General features: G+C 66.2%; 15 protein-coding genes. 5 read left to right on the top strand and 10 right to left on the bottom strand.

Annotated features, from left to right (window positions below; genetic code table 11):
• The 4 genes from QO207_RS30355 to ccoN all read right to left on the bottom strand — a co-directional run.
• On the bottom strand, positions 1-412 hold a 412-nt coding region (locus tag QO207_RS30355; protein ID WP_301535957.1), incomplete at its 3' end, for a LysR family transcriptional regulator.
• 118 nt (positions 413-530) lie between these two features.
• A complete protein-coding gene (locus QO207_RS30350; protein WP_301535956.1) occupies positions 531-1,664 on the bottom strand; it encodes a CBS domain-containing protein in 1,134 nt (377 codons plus the stop codon).
• A gap of 138 nt (positions 1,665-1,802) precedes the next feature.
• Complete coding sequence (locus QO207_RS30345; RefSeq protein ID WP_301535955.1) at positions 1,803-2,006, bottom strand: hypothetical protein; 204 nt, start codon at positions 2,004-2,006, stop codon at positions 1,803-1,805.
• Between the two features lie 10 nt (positions 2,007-2,016).
• Positions 2,017-3,462: a cytochrome-c oxidase, cbb3-type subunit I gene (gene ccoN / locus QO207_RS30340; protein WP_301535954.1), complete on the bottom strand. Its 1,446-nt coding sequence runs from the start codon at positions 3,460-3,462 to the stop codon at positions 2,017-2,019.
• Between the two features lie 381 nt (positions 3,463-3,843).
• Here ccoN and QO207_RS30335 point away from each other — a divergent pair, with 381 nt between their 5' ends.
• Positions 3,844-4,215 carry a DUF6306 domain-containing protein gene (locus tag QO207_RS30335; RefSeq protein ID WP_301535953.1) on the top strand — a complete coding sequence of 124 codons (372 nt, stop codon included), beginning with the start codon at positions 3,844-3,846 and terminating at the stop codon, positions 4,213-4,215.
• A 363-nt stretch (positions 4,216-4,578) separates the two neighbouring features.
• Here the strand turns inward: QO207_RS30335 and QO207_RS30330 are convergent, their stop codons facing one another.
• Both QO207_RS30330 and QO207_RS30325 read right to left on the bottom strand, forming a co-directional pair.
• Positions 4,579-7,320, bottom strand: coding sequence for a cation-transporting P-type ATPase (locus QO207_RS30330; protein ID WP_301535952.1), 2,742 nt, complete (start codon positions 7,318-7,320; stop codon positions 4,579-4,581).
• A gap of 788 nt (positions 7,321-8,108) precedes the next feature.
• Positions 8,109-8,678 carry an AraC family transcriptional regulator gene (locus QO207_RS30325; RefSeq protein ID WP_301535951.1) on the bottom strand — a complete coding sequence of 190 codons (570 nt, stop codon included), beginning with the start codon at positions 8,676-8,678 and terminating at the stop codon, positions 8,109-8,111.
• Here QO207_RS30325 and QO207_RS30320 point away from each other — a divergent pair.
• On the top strand, positions 8,677-8,838 hold the full coding sequence (locus QO207_RS30320) for a hypothetical protein (RefSeq protein ID WP_301535950.1): 162 nt from the start codon (positions 8,677-8,679) through the stop codon (positions 8,836-8,838). The genes QO207_RS30325 and QO207_RS30320 overlap by 2 nt on opposite strands.
• Before the next feature lie 59 nt (positions 8,839-8,897).
• Positions 8,898-9,809, top strand: a complete 912-nt coding sequence (locus QO207_RS30315) for a LysR substrate-binding domain-containing protein (RefSeq protein WP_301535949.1) — start codon at positions 8,898-8,900, stop codon at positions 9,807-9,809.
• 341 nt (positions 9,810-10,150) lie between these two features.
• On the opposite strand, the gene QO207_RS30310 is transcribed toward QO207_RS30315, so the two are convergent.
• From QO207_RS30310 to QO207_RS30300, 3 genes are read right to left on the bottom strand one after another with little or no spacing between them, the layout of a single operon-like run.
• Positions 10,151-11,431, bottom strand: coding sequence for an OprD family porin (locus QO207_RS30310; RefSeq protein WP_301535948.1), 1,281 nt, complete (start codon positions 11,429-11,431; stop codon positions 10,151-10,153).
• On the bottom strand, positions 11,428-11,844 hold the full coding sequence (locus tag QO207_RS30305; protein ID WP_301535947.1) for a DoxX family protein: 417 nt from the start codon (positions 11,842-11,844) through the stop codon (positions 11,428-11,430). The genes QO207_RS30310 and QO207_RS30305 overlap by 4 nt, the downstream gene beginning before the upstream one ends.
• A gap of 58 nt (positions 11,845-11,902) precedes the next feature.
• The gene (locus tag QO207_RS30300; RefSeq protein ID WP_301535946.1) at positions 11,903-12,559 is read right to left on the bottom strand and encodes a hydrolase; all 657 of its coding nucleotides are present in this window, start codon (positions 12,557-12,559) and stop codon (positions 11,903-11,905) included.
• A 374-nt stretch (positions 12,560-12,933) separates the two neighbouring features.
• Here QO207_RS30300 and QO207_RS30295 point away from each other — a divergent pair, with 374 nt between their 5' ends.
• Positions 12,934-13,890, top strand: coding sequence for a GlxA family transcriptional regulator (locus tag QO207_RS30295; protein WP_301535945.1), 957 nt, complete (start codon positions 12,934-12,936; stop codon positions 13,888-13,890).
• Positions 13,891-14,093: 203 nt separating this feature from the next.
• Complete coding sequence (locus QO207_RS30290; RefSeq protein ID WP_301535944.1) at positions 14,094-15,473, top strand: winged helix-turn-helix domain-containing protein; 1,380 nt, start codon at positions 14,094-14,096, stop codon at positions 15,471-15,473.
• 375 nt (positions 15,474-15,848) lie between these two features.
• Here QO207_RS30290 and QO207_RS30285 read toward each other — a convergent pair.
• A partial coding sequence (locus QO207_RS30285; protein ID WP_301535943.1) for a discoidin domain-containing protein occupies positions 15,849-16,032 on the bottom strand: 184 nt, incomplete at its 5' end.

Here is a 16,032-nt window from a genome sequence, read left to right as displayed (position 1 = left end):
CCAGCTCCAGCTGGCGCAGCAGGCTCTGGCCGTCGCCGATCTCGGCGCGCACCGCATGGTCGCCGATGGCCTGGCGAATACGGCTGACCCAGCGCAGCATCAGCGGGTTGCACAGGCTCACCTCGCCACCGATGTGCAGCACGTTGTGGATGCCTTCGGGCAGCGGCAGGTCGCGCTGGGCGGCCTCCCAGGTCTGCAGGATCTGGTTGGCGTAGGTGACGAAGGCCTCGCCGTCCGGAGTGAGGCGGGCGCCGGCGCGGTTACGTACGAACAGCGTGCAGTTGAGGTGCGCTTCCAGCTTCTGCACCCGCGCGGTGACGGCGGTCTGGGTGACGTGCATGCGTTCGGCGGCGGCCACGAAGCTGCCGTGGCGGACGATTTCCAGGAAGGTGCGGGTGAGGTCGATGTCCATGCGGGGGCTTCTGCGCGAATCAGGCGGCCAGTGTAACGGAAAGGGCGCTCAGCCCAGGTGGAAAGGGCAGCCTGCCCAGGTAGAAAGGGCTGCAAGCCCAGGTGAACCGAAAGGGCGCTCAGCCCAGGTGACTGAGCAGATCGCGCTCCAGCGCGGCGATCAGGTCGGTCTGGGTAATCACCCCCACCAGCTCGCCACGTTCCAGCACCGGCAAACAGTGCAGGCCGTGGTCGGAGAGCAGCGGGATCAGCTCCACCGCATGGGTGTCGGCATCCACGTGCAGCACCGGGCGGGTCATCACTTCGCCCAGCAGCCGATCGCGACGCAGGCCGAGAGCGCCGAGCAGGCGCTTCCACCAGACGCCCCTGGGCACCAGCAGATCGATCAGGCTGACGATGCCCACCAGCCGGCGCTCCTCGTCGAGGATCGGCAACGCCTTCAGGTGGTGCTTCACCAGCAGGCGCAGGGCGTGGCTGAGCGGGGTTTCCGGCGAGGCGCAGATCAGGTCGCGGGACATCACCTCCCGCGCACGGGTATCGCCCATGCTGCGGCGCAGGGCATGGCGCTCGGTGCTGCGCACCAGGCGTTCGAGGTCGTCACGGGTGATGTCGACAAAGCCCTCAAGCTCGTCCAGCGCCTGGTCGAGGTCGGCGGCCTGGATGCCGACCCGCGCACCGGGGGCCGGGTCCTGGGTTTGGTGGTTGTCCGCCGCGAGGCTGCGGCGGCGCGGGTAGGGCATGCGCGTCAGGTTGTTGAACAGCAGGGCCAGCAGAACCAGCCCAAGGCCGCCGCTGATCGCCGGCAGCGGCGCCATCCACGCCGGCTCGCCGGGCAGTGGCGAGGCGAACACCATGCAGAAGGCCAGCGCGCCGCCCGGCGGATGCAGGCAGCGCAGCGGGTACATCAGCAGCAGGCTCAGGCCCAGGGCGAGGGCCGCGCTGGCGATGCCGGCGGGCAGCCAGAGGCCGATCAGCAGCGCCACCAGTGATGCGCACAGGTAGCTGCCGATCACCGACCACGGCTGGGCCAGGGCGCCGGAAGAGACGGCGAACAGTAGCACCGCCGACGCGGCCCAGGGCCCGGCGAAGTGCAGGGCCACCGAGGAGCCGAACAGCAGGCCGCAGGTGGCGGCGCTGAGCAGAAAGCCCAGGCTGGCACCGAGAGAAGCGCGCAGCCATTCGCGCGGGCGGGTGTGGGGAATGTCGGGCAGGTACGCGGCGGCGCGGTGCCGCCAGCCGGTGAGGGCGGGCATCGGGAAATCCGGGGAGCGAAGTCTGAAAAAAACGGGCTCTCGCGGGGAAGAGCCCTGCAAGGTGCCAACATCGGCACTCGGGGAGGCTCCGTCCATGGAGCAGGAAATCGAAAGAGCAGGAAATCGACTGCGCGAGAATCAGGCGCGCATTCGGTAAGGCGGCGGCGGTTCCGGCAGCGGCTGGACGATCCTTTCGCAGTGCCGGCCGGTGGCCGCGCTCATGCGCCGCGCGGCGTCCGGGTCGTCGGCGAAGGGCAGCAGTGCCGCCTGTTCGTCGTCATGGCGGCAGGTTCGCCAGCAGGCGGCGCCACAGGCAATCAGGCCGATCAGGCTCAGCAGCATCGTCGAGTCCTCAGGCCAGAGCCGCTTCGAGGTTCGACACCGGCTTGCCGGAACGCACCGTGGCCCAGGTGTTCCAAGCCATCAGCAGCATGCCGCTGGCGAAGGTGGAACCGCCGATCAGCCGCACGATGTAGCCCGGATGGCTGGCCGCCAGCGCCTCGACGAAGGAGTAGGTCAGCGTGCCGTCCTCGTTCACCGCGCGCCACATCAGGCCCTGGGTGATGCCGTTGACCCACATCGAGGCGATGTACAGCACGGTGCCGATGGTGGCGAGCCAGAAGTGCGCGTTGATCAGCCCGACGCTGTGCATCTGCTCGCGGCCGTACAGCTTGGGGATCATGTGGTAGAGCGCGCCGATGGAAATCATCGCCACCCAGCCCAGGGCGCCGGCATGCACGTGGCCGATGGTCCAGTCGGTGTAGTGCGACAGCGAGTTCACCGTCTTGATCGCCATCATCGGCCCCTCGAAGGTGGACATGCCGTAGAAGGCCAGGGACACCACGAGGAAGCGCAGGATCGGGTCGGTGCGCAACTTATGCCAGGCACCGGAGAGGGTCATCATGCCGTTGATCATGCCGCCCCAGCTGGGCGCCAGCAGGATCAGCGACATCACCATGCCCAGGCTCTGCGCCCAGTCGGGCAGGGCGGTGTAGTGCAGGTGGTGCGGGCCGGCCCAGATGTACAGGGTGATGATCGCCCAGAAGTGCACGATGGACAGGCGATAGGAGTAGATCGGCCGCTCGGCCTGCTTGGGCACGTAGTAGTACATCATGCCGAGGAAGCCCACCGAGAGGATGAAGCCCACCACGCTGTGGCCGTACCACCACTGAATCATCGCGTCGGTGGCGCCCGAATAAAGTGGGTAGGACTTGAGCAGCGTCACCGGGATCGCCAGGTGATTGACCACTTGGACCATCCCGGTGACGACGATGAAGGCGCCGTAGAACCAGTTGCCCACGTAGATGTGGCGCACCTTGCGCCGGGCGATGGTGCCGAAGAACAGGTAGGCGTAGACCAGCCAGAGGAAGGTCACCCAGACTGCGATGGGCCATTCCATCTCCGCGTATTCCTTGGAGGTGGTGATGCCCAGCGGGTAGCTGATCACCATCGCCAGCAGGCTCGCCTGCCAGCCCCAGAACAGCAGGTTGGCCAGGGAGTCGGAGATGACCCGCACCCGGCAGGTGCGCTGCACCACGTAGAAGGAGGTGGCGAACAGCGCGCTGCCGCCGAAGGCGAAGATCACCAGGTTGGTGTGGATCGGCCGCAGGCGTCCGAAGCTGGTCCAGGGCATGTCCAGGCTCAGCTGCGGCCACACCAGCTGGGCGGCGATGAACACGCCCATGAGCATCCCGAGAATGCCCCAGCCCAGGGTGGTGAGAGTGAAGCGGCGAACGATGTCGTAGTTGTATTCGGCGTCGCGGGGGGTGTGCTGGTCGAGGGGTATCGCGCTGTCCATCTTGATTCCGTCGTACTCCGGTTGACTGACGGCTCCCTGGCCACCCGAGGGTGCTAAGCATTGCTTAATCGGCGAAGAGGCAAGGTAGGAGGCAATTCGCCGCAGGGAGCCCAATCAGTCTGAACAGCCGTGATGGATGCAACAAACGAATAATAATGCTGCATAAGTGCAGTTATTTTGATTTCAAGATGAAGTGCTGGCACGCGGCCGCTCTGCCATGCCTTGTCCGGGGTCAAGGCCGACGAGCGGCGCAGCGGAAATGAAGAGGTACGGTTCGGGCTGGATGTATTCGGAAAACTGCAGCGTCAGTGCAATTCAATTCATTTAAAACCGCTTGGCGAGACGGTCTAGGATGGGCCCTCGCGATGACCTGGGGGCTTCATGTCCGACGATCTGATTGACTGGTTGCAGACCCTGATGCGTGCCGAGCGTGCCGGTGCGCGAGTGATGCTCGACAGCCTGCGCCAGGCCGACGAGGCGGTGGCACGCAACCGCCTGGAGCGCCTGCACCAGGGCGAAGCGGAAAGCTGCCGGCGCCTGCGTCGCTGCCTGGAACGCCTGGGCGCCACGCCGGATACCGGTGTTGGTGACTTCCATGCCAGCGCCATGGCCATCGACGACCTGGAACTGCGCTTCGACTTCATCGGCCGCGGCCAGCGCTGGGTCGCCCGGCAGATCACCCAGCGCCTGCCAGAGATCGACGAGCCCTGGCTGCGCGAGGAGCTGGAGGCGGTGCTGCGCTTGCACCAGTAATCGCCACCCACGTTTGCCGATCTGAACGCAGGAGCGGAATCCGTCCGCGATCGACTTACCGCTACTCCGGGCGAACCGGGAGCTGGGCGAAATCATCGCGGACGGAGTCCGCTCCTACGTTTCTTGGGGTATCGGCGCAAGCTTTCCAGCGACGCATCACCAGCAGGGAGGCGGCCTCATCCGACGATCGCGGGAATGAGCCGCTCCTCCAGGCTTGAAGGGGCGTAGGAGCGGACTCCGTCCGCGATCGACTCACCGCCACTCCGGTCCAACCGAGAGCTGGGCGAAATCATCGCGGACGGAGTCCGCTCCTACGTTGCACGGGATTCGGCGCATGACGTGAGAGGTCATGCGCCGTCCGGCTTACCGGCGCGAAGCCTTCCATCGACGGATCACCAGCTTCTCCAGTTCCACCGCGAAGAACACCGCGATACCTATCCCTAACGAGATCAGCCAGCCGCTGAAGGGCAGGGCGACGGTGTGGAAGGCGGTCTGCATGAAGGGCACGTAGATCACGAAGCACTGCAGCAGGATCAGCGCCAGGGTCACGGTGAGCAGMGCGCCGTTGCGCAGCAGCGCCGTGTTCAGCGAGAACTCTTCCTGCAGGCGGCAGTTGAACAGGTAGGCCCACTGCGCGGTGACCAGGGTGTGCAGGATCATGGTGCGGATGTGGTCGGTGTCCTGGCCGTTGCTGACCATCCAGGCTTCCAGCAGGAAGGCCGCGGCGGTGAGCAGGCCGCCCACGTAGAGTACCCGCCAGACCGCGAAGCCATTGAGGATCGACTCCTTCGCGTTGCGCGGCGGACGGCGCATCATCCCTGGCTCGCCAGGCTCGAAGGCCAGGGCGAAGGACAAGGTGGTGGAGGTCGCCATGTTCATCCAGAGGATCTGCAGCGGCGCCAGTGGGATCACCGCACCGGCGAGGATCGCCATGACGATCAGCAGGCCCTGGGCCATGTTGGTCGGCAGGATGAACAGCACGGTCTTCTTCAGGTTGTCGTAGACCCGGCGGCCTTCGCGCACGGCGCCGGCAATGGTGGAGAAGTTGTCGTCGGTGAGCACCATGTCGGCGGCTTCCTTGGTCACCTCGGTGCCCTTGATGCCCATGGCGATGCCGACGTCGGCCTGTTTCAGCGCCGGGGCGTCGTTGACCCCGTCGCCGGTCATGCCGACCACTTCCTCGTTGGCCTGCAGCGCGCGCACCAGGCGCAGCTTGTGCTCGGGGCTGGTGCGGGCGAACACCGAGTACTGCATGGCGAGGGCTTTGAGCTGGGTGTCATTGGCCTGCTCCAGCTCCTGGCCGGTCATGGCACGCAGGTCGTTGCCCATGCCGAGCATGCCGGCGATGGCCACGGCGGTGTCCGGGTGGTCGCCGGTGATCATCTTCACCTGGATGCCGGCGCGCTTGCACAGTGCGATGGCCTCGATGGCCTCCGGGCGCGGCGGGTCGAGCAGGCCGGCAACGCCGAGGAAGATCATGCCGTCCTGCACGTCCTCGTGGTCGATCACGCCGTCATCGGGCTGCACCGGCTTATAGGCGGCGGCGAGCATGCGCAGGCCTTGCCCGGCGATGAAGCTCATCTCGCGCTCCCAGTACTCGCGGTCCAGCGGCTCCACGCCATTGGCGCCGAGTTGCTGCTGGCACATGCGCAGCAGCACGTCGGGCGCGCCCTTGAGGTAGACCAGGCTCTGCCCGGCGACGTCGCAGCGCCGCGCCATGTACTTGTAGGCGGAGTCGAAGGGAATCTTGCCGAACTTCTGGAACTCGATCTCCGGCAGGTTGGCCTTGCGTGCCAGGACCTTGAGCGCGCCCTCGGTGGGCCCGCCGACTACGCCCCAGCGACCTTCGTCACCCAGTTGCAGGCTGCTGTCGTTGCAGATGTCCACCGCGCGGATGAAGTCGGCCAGCGCAGCGTGCTGCGACCAGTCCAGCTCATCGCTGGTGCTGCCGAAGGTGATGCGGCCCTTGGGCTCGTAGCTCTGGCCCTCGACCGCGTAGAGGCCGTTGGCGAGCAGTACGCTCTTCACGGTCATCTCGTTCATGGTCAGGGTGCCGGTCTTGTCCGAGCAGATCACGCTCATGGCGCCCAGGGTTTCCACGGTGGGCAGCTTGCGGATGATCGCCTTGTTCTGCGCCATGCGCTGCACGCCCAGCGACAGGATGATCGAGACGATGGCCGGCAGGCCCTCGGGCACCGAGGCCACCGCCAGGCTGATCAGCGACAGCAGCAGCTCGCCGAAGGGGTAGTCGTGCCAGAAGAAGCCGATGATGAACAGCACCACCATCATGCCGATGATCAGCTGGAAGATGCGCTTGCCCAGCTCGGCAATCTGCCGCAGCAGCGGCGTCTCGCTCTCGTCGACGTTGGCGATCAGCTTGTTGATACGGCCAAGCTCGGTGGCCGGGCCGGTGCCGATCACCACGCCGCGCGCGTTGCCGGCGCTGACGTTGGTGCCGGAGAAGCCGAGGTTGGTGCGGTCGGCCAGTAGCGCTTCCTTGTCCAGCGCGTCGGCGTGCTTGCCCACGGTGAGGGATTCACCGGTGAGCATGGATTCCTCGACCTGCAGGTGGTGCACGTCGAACAGGCGCACGTCGGCGGGAATCTTGTCGCCGGGGCGCAGGATGACGATGTCGCCGGGCACCAGCTGGGCGGCGTCCATCTCGATCTTCTTGCCGTTGCGCACCACGTGGGCAGTGCTGCTGAGCATGCCGCGCAGGGCGGCAAGGGATTTCTCCGCCTTGTTCTCCTGGAAGAAGCCGATGCCGGCGTTGATCACCGCCACCAGCAGGATGACGATGGTGTCGGTCCAGTGGCCCATCAGAGCGGTGGCCACGGCGGCGGCCAGGAGGATGTAGATCAGCACGTCGTTGAAGTGCTTGCCGAAGCGCAGCCAGAGCGGTTCTGCTTCCTTGGCCGGCAAGGCGTTGGGGCCGACGCGCAGCAGCCGTGCCTCGGCTTCGTCGGGGGAGAGGCCTTCTGCGCTGGTCTGCAGGTCGGCCAGGGTCTGGTCGACGCTCTTGCGGTACCAGTCGGTGGCTTGTGATTTGGGGCTGTGCGGTTGGGTGCCTTGTGGTTTGTCGTCGGTGGTTTGCGGTGCAGTCATGTTCTGACTCCCGGCTCCTGCCTGTTGGGAAATGGGACAGCTCCCAGACTAGACGGTGGGGATGACGTCGGAACTGTCATACCTCAAGGTTCTTCCGGTACTGGCTGAACGGTTCCTGAATGGCGTAGGAATCAGGTGGGCAGGGCGTTAGGCTCTTGTAGGAGCGGAGCTTCTCCGCGATGTTCTTGCTTGCTTGCTTGCTTGCTTGCTTGCTTGGGGGCGGGTGTTCTGCGCCGCTGCGGCGTTTGCTGATGTATTGGGTTTCGCCCCCTCGGGCGACCTACTTTGGCAAACGCCCCAAAGTAGGCAAAGGTCTTGCCCCGGACATCCGGTTTTTCGCTTAGGCGAAAAATTCCCTCGTTGAAGTGAAGTTTCAGGGGCACGCCGCGAAGGGCCATCCCTGGCCCATCGCGGCTCTCGCGACATCCATGTCGCTCAACCCCTGAAACTCCAATTCAACGAGGCCTCCTGAACGGGGCGGTCAGGAGTGCGCGGACGTTTTTCTGGAAGACTTTCAAGCCAGAGCCAGAGCCAGAGCCAGAGCCAGAGCCAGAGCCGATGCGGGGCGGGGCGGGGTGGGGATTCGGCTCTTCGTAGGAGCGAGCTTGCTCGCGAACCCGCCCAACTCGGTGCCACCCCGTAGGAGCGGACCTTGTCCGCGAATCCCCCGCGGCGTACTCCGGGACCATGGATTGCAACAACGGTCCAACGCCTACGTAGGGCGAATAACCCGGAACGGGTTATCCGCCGATCATGAACGGCGGATAACGCCTGGGGCGTTATGCGCCCTACGTAGGTGACGCCCGATCCGTACCTACGAACTCCTGCGCACCACCCACCCGACTGGCCTGTCGCCAACGATTAGGTGTGCAACCTACCAGCTTGCGGAAGCTGCGGCAGAAATGCGACTGGTCGGCAAAGCCGCATTCCTGGCTGACCTGGGAGATCGGCGCGTCGCCGCTGGCCAGCAGCTCGCGGGCGCGGTCGATGCGCAGGCGCAGCGCCCATTCCCGTGGCGCGAGCCCGGTGGCCTGCTTGAAGGCGCGGGAGAAGTGGCTGCGCGACAGGCCGCACTGTTCAGCGACGTCGGCGATGTACAGGCGGCTGAGCAGGCTGCCGGCGAGGATGTCCTTGGCCTTGCGCTCCTGCCAGGGGGCGAGCGCGAGGCGCTCGCAGGCTTGCGCGCCATCGTTGCAGGGCTCGGGCATCCGGTAGTGTTCCAGCAGGTGCTGGCACAGGCGCTGGCTGGCCTGGTGCAGGCCGTCGCCGGGGTTTTCCAGCTCCTCCATGAGCTGCAGCAGCAGGTGGTGGGTCTGCGGGGCGAGCATGGTCGCTACCTGGTGGGCAGGTGCGGGCATGGCGTCTCTCTTCTCGTGGAGTGATATCGGCGGCGAAATGGCCGCTCCGGAATTGGAAAAATTCAAGGTAAATCAAGGTGATCCGCCGCTCAATCGAATTCCGATGACGCACCGTGTTCGAGCACATCCGTCCAAGAAAATCCTTGTGCTGCATGGTTGACTGGCGCGGCCCTCGTCTTGTGCCAAGATGCCCATTCCCACCGCCCCGAGCGACCAGCCATGAACCGAAACGACCTGCGCCGCCTGGACATGAACCTGCTGGTGATCTTCGAATCCCTGATGCTGGAGCGGAACCTCACCCGCGTCGGCGAGAAGCTGTTCATCACCCAGTCCACCGTCAGCGCCGCCCTGGCGCGCCTGCGCGACCTGTTCGACGACCCGCTGCTGGTGCGCGCCGGCCGCGCCATGGAGCCCACCAGCCGGGCGCTGCACATCTTCGAGGAGCTGCGCCCGGCGATGGATGTGATCTCCGCCGCGGTCAGCCGCGCCAAGAGCTTCGAGCCCGAAAGCAGCTGCAACATCTTCCGCCTGGGGCTTTCCGATGACGCCGAGTTCGGCCTGTTCCCGGCGCTGCTGGCGCGCCTGCAGCAGGAGGCGCCGAACATCACCGTGGTGGTGCGCCGCGCCAACTTCCTGCTGATGCCGGCGCTGCTGTCGTCCGGCGAGATCACCGTCGGCGTCAGCTACACCACCGACCTGCCGGCCAACGCCAAGCGCCGCAAGCTGCGCGATATCGGCGTAAAGGTGCTGCGCGGAGATGACCGCCCCGGCCCGCTGACCCTCGACGAATACTGCTCGCGGCCGCACGTGATGGTGTCCTTCTCCGGCGACCTGAACGGCGCTATCGACCTGGACCTGGAACGCATCGAACGCCGCCGTCGCGTGGTCCTCGCCGTGCCGCAGTTCGGCAGCCTGCGCGCGCTGCTGCGCAACACCGAGATGATCGCCACCGTGCCCGACTACGCCGCCTGCGCCCTGGTGGAAGACAGCTGCCTGCGCGCCGAAGACCCGCCGCTGGAGATCAAGCCGGCGGAACTCTCGCTGGTCTGGAGCGCCGCCCACGACAACGACCCGGCCGAGCGCTGGCTGCGCGAGCGGATGGTCGAGTACATGAGTGCGCCGGTGCCCTGAGCCCCGCACAAGGCTTTTGTAGGATGGGTGGAGCGCAGCGATACCCATGCTGCGGGTGCGTGGGGTTGATGGGTATCGCTGCGCTCCACGCCATCCTACGACGGGTTCTTCCTCTAACGATTCAGCTGTCACGTAGGGCGCATAACCTGGAACAGGTTATCCGCCGGCTCGGTAACGGCGGATAACGCTGGCGCGTTATGCGCCCTACGGGTAGGCAACCTGACGGTTTCAACGCCGGGCGGGTTCGCGAGCAAGCTCGCTCCTACAAGGGGCTTCGGAGTGCTCTTCGTAGGAGCGAGCTTGCTCGCGAACAGAGCTGAATGCCGGCGCTTCCCAAGCAATCAGAACACGCCCTTGAGCGGGTACTCGACGATCACGTAGATGCGGTCGATATCCGCGCCACCCTGGGCGTCGTTGGCGCGGTGCGAGACCTGGGCGAAGCTCAGCGCCAGGTCCTTGGCCGGGCCGGATTGCACTACGTAGCGCACGTCGAGGTCGCGCTCCCAGTGGCGACCGCCGTCGCCGTAGGCGGGCTGGCAGGTGCCGCCGTCCATGGGGTTGTAGGCGCCACCACACGGTGCGTGGGTGCCGTCGATACCGCTGCCGCGTACGTAGCGTGCGGAGAACGTCAGGCCGGCCAGTCCCGAACTGGCGCCGTCCCACTGGTAGCGCGCCTGCCAGGAGTGTTCGCCGGGGCCGTTGAAGTCGGCGTACTTGATCGAGTTGGCAAGGTAGATGGAGTCGCCGCCGACGAAGTCGAAGGGCGTGTCGCCGTCGATCTTCTGGTAGGCGAGGCTCAGCGCATGACTGCCCAGGGCGACCTTGCCGAGCAGGCTCCAGGCCAGGGTGTCGATATCGCCGGCGCGGGCGCTGCCGGTGTCGCCGGTCTTGTACAGGTTGGCGTCCACCGACCAGCGACCGAAGTGGCCGTTGAGGTTGGCATAGGCCTGGTGCCAGACATCGTCCAGCTGGCTGGCATAGAGTGCGCCGCCCCAGTTCGAGCTGGGCGCGCTCCAGGTAGCGCCGGCCAGGCTCAGGCCGCCGAAGCGGGTGCTGCCGCCGTAGCCTTCGAACTCGCCGCGGCTGGAGCTGGAGTCCTGGTTCTTGAAGGCGGTGAAGCGCCCGGCCTGCAGGCGTAGCCCCGGCAGGCTGCGGTCGTCGAGCAACCAGCCGGTGGCGTATTCGGGTTGCAGGCGCTTGTCGCCGGTGTCGAACACCGGGGTTTCCACTTCCATTTCGCCCCAGGCGAGGCGGGTCTTTTCATGCACCAGGCGCAGCGCGGCGCCGGCGTCGGAGTACTGGCTCTCGCTGCGGCCGTCGCTGTCCAGCGGCAGCAGGCCGGTGCCGGCATGGCCGCGCCCGCCGTCGAGCTTGAGGCCGAGGAAGGCGTGGGCATCGACGCCCAGGCCGATGCTGCCGGGCGTGACGTCGCTGCTGAACCTGCCGATGAAGCCCTGCGCCCATTCGCGGCGCAGGCTCTGGCCGTTGGGGCCGGGGCTGCGGTAGTCGTTGTCGAGGAAGTAATTGCGCGACAGAAGCGACCAATCGGCAGCCTGGGCCTGGCAGCAGGCGAGCAGCAGGGTGCAGGGAATCCATGCACCGAAGGTAAGCGCCTTGTTCATCGCTGCGGCTCCGCCGTGGCTGCCGCAAAACGGGGCAGGGCGATGCGGTAGCGCCCCGGTCCGGCAATGGCCAGCCCGCCGAACAGCACCAGCATCCACCAGGCGAACTGGCCTTCCTCCAGCGACCATTGCGGGTGCACGAACAGCAGTGCCACCAGCAGCACGGCGATCACCGGCAGGCAGGCGAGGCGGGCGAACACACCGAGAATCAGCAGGAGCGGGCAGAGCACTTCGGCGAATACGGCCAGCGCCAGGGTCGGCGTGGCGCCGAGGCCGAACGGGTCTTCGATGTGCTGCAGCTCGCTGTGCCAGTGCAGCAATTTGGGCAGCCCGTGCACTTGGAGCAGCAGCAGGGCGGCGGCAACGCGCATGAACAGCAGCGCCAGGGCGCCGCAGCGGTCTTGGTTCGGCATGGTGTCTATCCCGGAAATGAAAAGGGGCGGCACTGCCGCCCCTTGCTGCTGCTCAGGCTCAGTGGCCTTCGCTGGCGTTGAACATGGTCTTGGCGTAGATCAGGCCCAGACCATAGGCGCCGCCGTGCTCGATGGAGGTCTTCACGGTCGCATCGTAGGTTTCGCCACGGGCCCAGTCGCGCTGCAATTCCAGCAGGTACTGCAGGGAAGTCATCGGGCGTGCGCCCAGCTGGATCATTCGTTGCAGGGCCATCTCGTGGGCCTCGGTGGACACGTCGCCACAGGCGTCGGCGATCACGTAGACCTCGAAGCCCTGGTCGATGGCCGACAGGGCCGGGCCGACGATGCACACGGAAGTCCAGAGACCGGCGAGGACGATCTTCTGCTTGCCGAGCTTGTTCACTTCCACGGCGATGCGCGGGTCTTCCCAGGTGTTCATGCTGGTGCGGTCGATGACGTTGTGCTCGGGGAAGACCGACTTGATCTCGTCGAAGATCGGCCCGGAGAAGCTCTTCTCGGCAACAGTGGTGAGGATGGTGGAAACGTCGAACTCCCTGGCTGCCTTGGCCACCAGGGCGGCGTTGTTGCGCAGGGTCACCGCGTCGATGGACTTGGTCGCGAAGGACATCTGCGACTGGTGGTCGATCATGATCAGGGTGTGGTCGGTGGGGTTGAGCAGGGTCTTGCCGGGAACGGCTTTGGCGATGGCGGTCATGGTCGGTTTCCTGGTGGCGGGCGTTGGGCGGAAAGTAGGCTTTTCGGGTCTGCGGGGTTGGCTGCCAGAGCTGGTTGCCAGAGCCGGCTGCGAACCGTGGAAACATGATTGCCGATCGCCCAAAGGCGCGGAACAGACAGGCCTGCAGGGCCACTTTGCAGTTCTGCAAGACCACCGGCGGCACGCCGTGGTGCGATGCGACGGCGTGACTATGGTTTCGCCGGCCGGGCATTTATTGGACCCGTGTGCTCGGCCCTTCCGGCGGAGAATGATGCAAACGTGCGATTCAGCGTTGCGCTGAATCGGTACAGTGGCGGTTTCCCATACCGGGGCACGCGGACATCGCCGAGCCCCGTTTGCGTGCGAGCAGAAGAATGAAGACAGTGGCCATGGTGCTGTATGACGACGTACTGGCGCTGGATGTGTCGGGGCCGATGGAGGTGTTCTCCATGGCCAACCGCTACTTGCCGCCGGAGCGCCATTACCGCCTGCTGACGGTGGCGGCAAAGCCGGAAGGAGTGCGTGCCTCCAGCGGCCTGAAGATGAGCGCCGACCTGCCCCTGGAAGCCCTTCTGGCGGGCGTGGACCTGCTGCTGGTGCCCGGCGGACCCGGCGCCTACAACGGCAGCAATGAAGCGCTCAACGCCTGGCTGCCGGTGGCCGCGCGCACCGCAAAACGCTATGGCGCGGTGTGCACAGGCGCCTTCCTGCTGGGCGCCGCCGGGCTGCTCGACGGCTACCACTGCACCACCCACTGGAACTACCTGGAGCGCCTGGCCCAGGCTTGCCCGCAGACCCAGGTGCAGGCCGAGCGCATCTACGTCATCGACCGCAACCTGATCACTTCCGGCGGCGTCACCGCCGGCATCGACATGGCCCTGGCGGTGGTCGCCGAGGACCATGGCAAGGACGTCGCCCTGGAAGTTGCCAAGGTGCTGTTGGTGGTACTCAAGCGCCAGGGTGGACAGGCCGCCTTCGGCCCGCTGCTGGCGGCGGTGGTGCGCGACGGCTCGGCCATCGCCCGCGCCCAGGCCTATGTGGTCGACCACATCGAGGAGCCGCTGACGGTGAATCGCCTTGCCGAGCTGGTGGCCATGAGCCCACGCAATTTCGCCCGCGCCTTCCAGCGTGAAACGAGCCTGACGCCCATGCAGTACGTGCAGAGCGCCCGTGTCGACCACGCGCGCAAACTGCTGGAAAGCAGCGACCTGCCGCTCAAGCAGGTGGCCTGCCGCAGCGGCTTCGGCAGCCCCCGGCACATGCGCACGGTTTTCGGCGAGCGGATCGGCATGACGCCGAGCCAGTACCGCGAGCAGTTCGGCTGCGCCTGATGGCAGTGCGCCGCATTTCCTGCTGGTTGACCGTCCCGCGCACCCAAGTTGGCCGAATCCTTCCCTTCGAGGGAATTGCGCTGTCACACGGGGGCGGGAAAATACCCTGACCAATCATCAGGGGCGCGTCACCTCGGTTCTCACCAGATCGCCTGGAGGCCCCGTAGTAGAGCGATCCGCCAGAACCACGGCGTGAGCAGGACATGAGCGTAATGACCGAGTACGGCACCGAGACCATCCTGCAGTTCGGGCGCTTCCAGTTCCACCCCTACAAGCGCCAGCTGCTGCAGGGCGACCGCCCGGTGCGCATCGGCAGCCGCGCGCTGGACATCCTCCAGGTGCTGATCCGCCAGCCCGGCGAGATCATCGGCAAGGACACCATCATCGCCCAGGTGTGGGGCGACACCGTGGTCGAGGAAATCAACCTGCGCGTGCACATCGCCGCCCTGCGCCGGGCGCTTGGTGAAGGACGCACCGGCGAGCGCTACATCGCCAACGTGCCGTTGCGCGGCTACGGCTTCGTCGGCGTGGTGGAGACACTGGTCGCACCGGCCACACCCGCAGAACCGCCGTGCCGGATCGCGGTGAGCAACCTGCCGGTGCTGCTGATGGGGCTGGTCGGCCGCCAGGCGCTGCTCGAACGAGTGGTCACGCAGCTGCCGCAGACGCGCCTGATGACCCTGGTCGGGCCCGGCGGCATGGGCAAGACCTCCCTGGCGATCCACGCCGCCGAGCAGCTTGGCAAACATTTCCGCCAGGTGCGCTTCCTCGACCTGTCGCCGGATCCGGACGGCATCTCGCTGAGCCAGAGCCTCGCCATCCTCCTGCGCGAGCCGGCGGCCGAACCGACCCTGCTGGTGCTGGACAACTGCGAGCATCTCGCTGCCCGTTGCGCCGAGGCGGTGGAGCACCTGCTGCGTCTGCATCCGGCACTGCGCATCCTGGCCACCAGCCGCGAACCCCTGCGAGCGGAAGGTGAACATGTGCTGCGCCTGCCGCCGCTGGAAGTGCCCGAACGCGACGATGTTTCCCTGGTGCAGGCCATGTGCTGCTCGGCGGTGCAACTGTTCGTGATGCGGGCACGGGAAGTCTGCGACCGCTTCGAGCTCAAACCGCAGCAGGTGCGCGCCATCGTCGACATCTGCCGGCGCCTGGACGGCATGCCGCTGGCCATCGAGATGGCCGCGCGGCAGGTGGGTATCCTCGGCCTGAGCGGGTTGCCGGCGCTGCTGGATTCGCCGCTGCAGCTGCTGATGCCCGGCCGCCGCACCGCGCCCGCGCGCCAGCAGAACCTGCGGGCGACCTACGACTGGAGCTACGGCCTGCTCGACGCCGCCGAGCAGCGTTGCCTGCGCTTGCTGGCGCAGTTGGGAGAAGACTTCACCCTGGACTCCGCCGTGGCGTCGCTGGATGGCAACCCGCTGTGCCGTGAGTGTGCCTTCGCTGCGGTGCGGCAGTTGGCGGACAAGTCGTTGCTGTGGGTGGAGCAGGGGGATTGCGGAGTGCGTTATCGCGTGCCGCATACGGCGCGGGCTTACATACGGCAGGTGGTGGTACCTGAGGTGGCTGTGACGGCTGCTTGATTGGGTCGGTGGCGCATGAGTCCTGTAGGAGTGAGTTTACGCTCGCGATCCGCCGTCAGGGCCGGTTCCTGTATTGGCACCGGCTTCACCGGCCTGCTGCGTTGGCATCTGTGTTCCAGCGCCGCTATGACACACGCGCGGACTTCTCGTTTCGCCCCCTCGGGCGACCTACTTTGGCAAACGCCCCAAAGTAGGCAAAGGTCTTGCCCCGGACATCCGGTTTTTCGCTTAGGCGAAAAATTCCCTCGTTGAAGCGAAGTTTCAGGGGCACGCGCTGACGGGTGTAGCGCCGCGCGCTTTTTGGCGCGGATTTGCGCCGGTTTTGACGCGCCGAGCTGATGCGGAGCGCGCCAAAACAAGGGCAGAACTGACCGGCTACAGGGTATAGGTCCGCGCTTCCAGGGAGCCCCATGTTGGGGCGCTCGCCACTGTCAGCGCATCCGTCCAACTGGCGTTGTCGTCGGAATACTGAATCTTGAAGGTCTTGGGGCCTTGCCCGGTGAAGGAACGGGCCTGCAGCCTCACCGAGTCTACAGACTTGGGCGTCCCGAAGTCGTAG

It is taken from the genome of Pseudomonas sp. CAN1, from assembly GCF_030462585.1.
GTDB lineage: Bacteria > Pseudomonadota > Gammaproteobacteria > Pseudomonadales > Pseudomonadaceae > Pseudomonas.
Note: the sequence above shows the minus strand (reverse complement) of the source record. Positions and strands in the feature narration are given on the sequence as shown.

Excerpts from the sequence above, each read along its gene's own strand:
- QO207_RS30350 (WP_301535956.1), bottom strand. The coding sequence starts at position 1,664 with ATGCCCGCCCTCACCGGCTGGCGGCACCGCGCCGCCGCGTACCTGCCC.
- QO207_RS30345 (WP_301535955.1), bottom strand. The coding sequence starts at position 2,006 with ATGCTGCTGAGCCTGATCGGCCTGATTGCCTGTGGCGCCGCCTGCTGG.
- ccoN (WP_301535954.1), bottom strand. The coding sequence starts at position 3,462 with ATGGACAGCGCGATACCCCTCGACCAGCACACCCCCCGCGACGCCGAA.
- QO207_RS30335 (WP_301535953.1), top strand. The coding sequence starts at position 3,844 with ATGTCCGACGATCTGATTGACTGGTTGCAGACCCTGATGCGTGCCGAG.
- QO207_RS30320 (WP_301535950.1), top strand. The coding sequence starts at position 8,677 with ATGGCGTCTCTCTTCTCGTGGAGTGATATCGGCGGCGAAATGGCCGCT.
- QO207_RS30325 (WP_301535951.1), bottom strand. The coding sequence starts at position 8,678 with ATGCCCGCACCTGCCCACCAGGTAGCGACCATGCTCGCCCCGCAGACC.
- QO207_RS30315 (WP_301535949.1), top strand. The coding sequence starts at position 8,898 with ATGAACCGAAACGACCTGCGCCGCCTGGACATGAACCTGCTGGTGATC.
- QO207_RS30310 (WP_301535948.1), bottom strand. The coding sequence starts at position 11,431 with ATGAACAAGGCGCTTACCTTCGGTGCATGGATTCCCTGCACCCTGCTG.
- QO207_RS30305 (WP_301535947.1), bottom strand. The coding sequence starts at position 11,844 with ATGCCGAACCAAGACCGCTGCGGCGCCCTGGCGCTGCTGTTCATGCGC.
- QO207_RS30300 (WP_301535946.1), bottom strand. The coding sequence starts at position 12,559 with ATGACCGCCATCGCCAAAGCCGTTCCCGGCAAGACCCTGCTCAACCCC.
- QO207_RS30295 (WP_301535945.1), top strand. The coding sequence starts at position 12,934 with ATGAAGACAGTGGCCATGGTGCTGTATGACGACGTACTGGCGCTGGAT.
- QO207_RS30290 (WP_301535944.1), top strand. The coding sequence starts at position 14,094 with ATGAGCGTAATGACCGAGTACGGCACCGAGACCATCCTGCAGTTCGGG.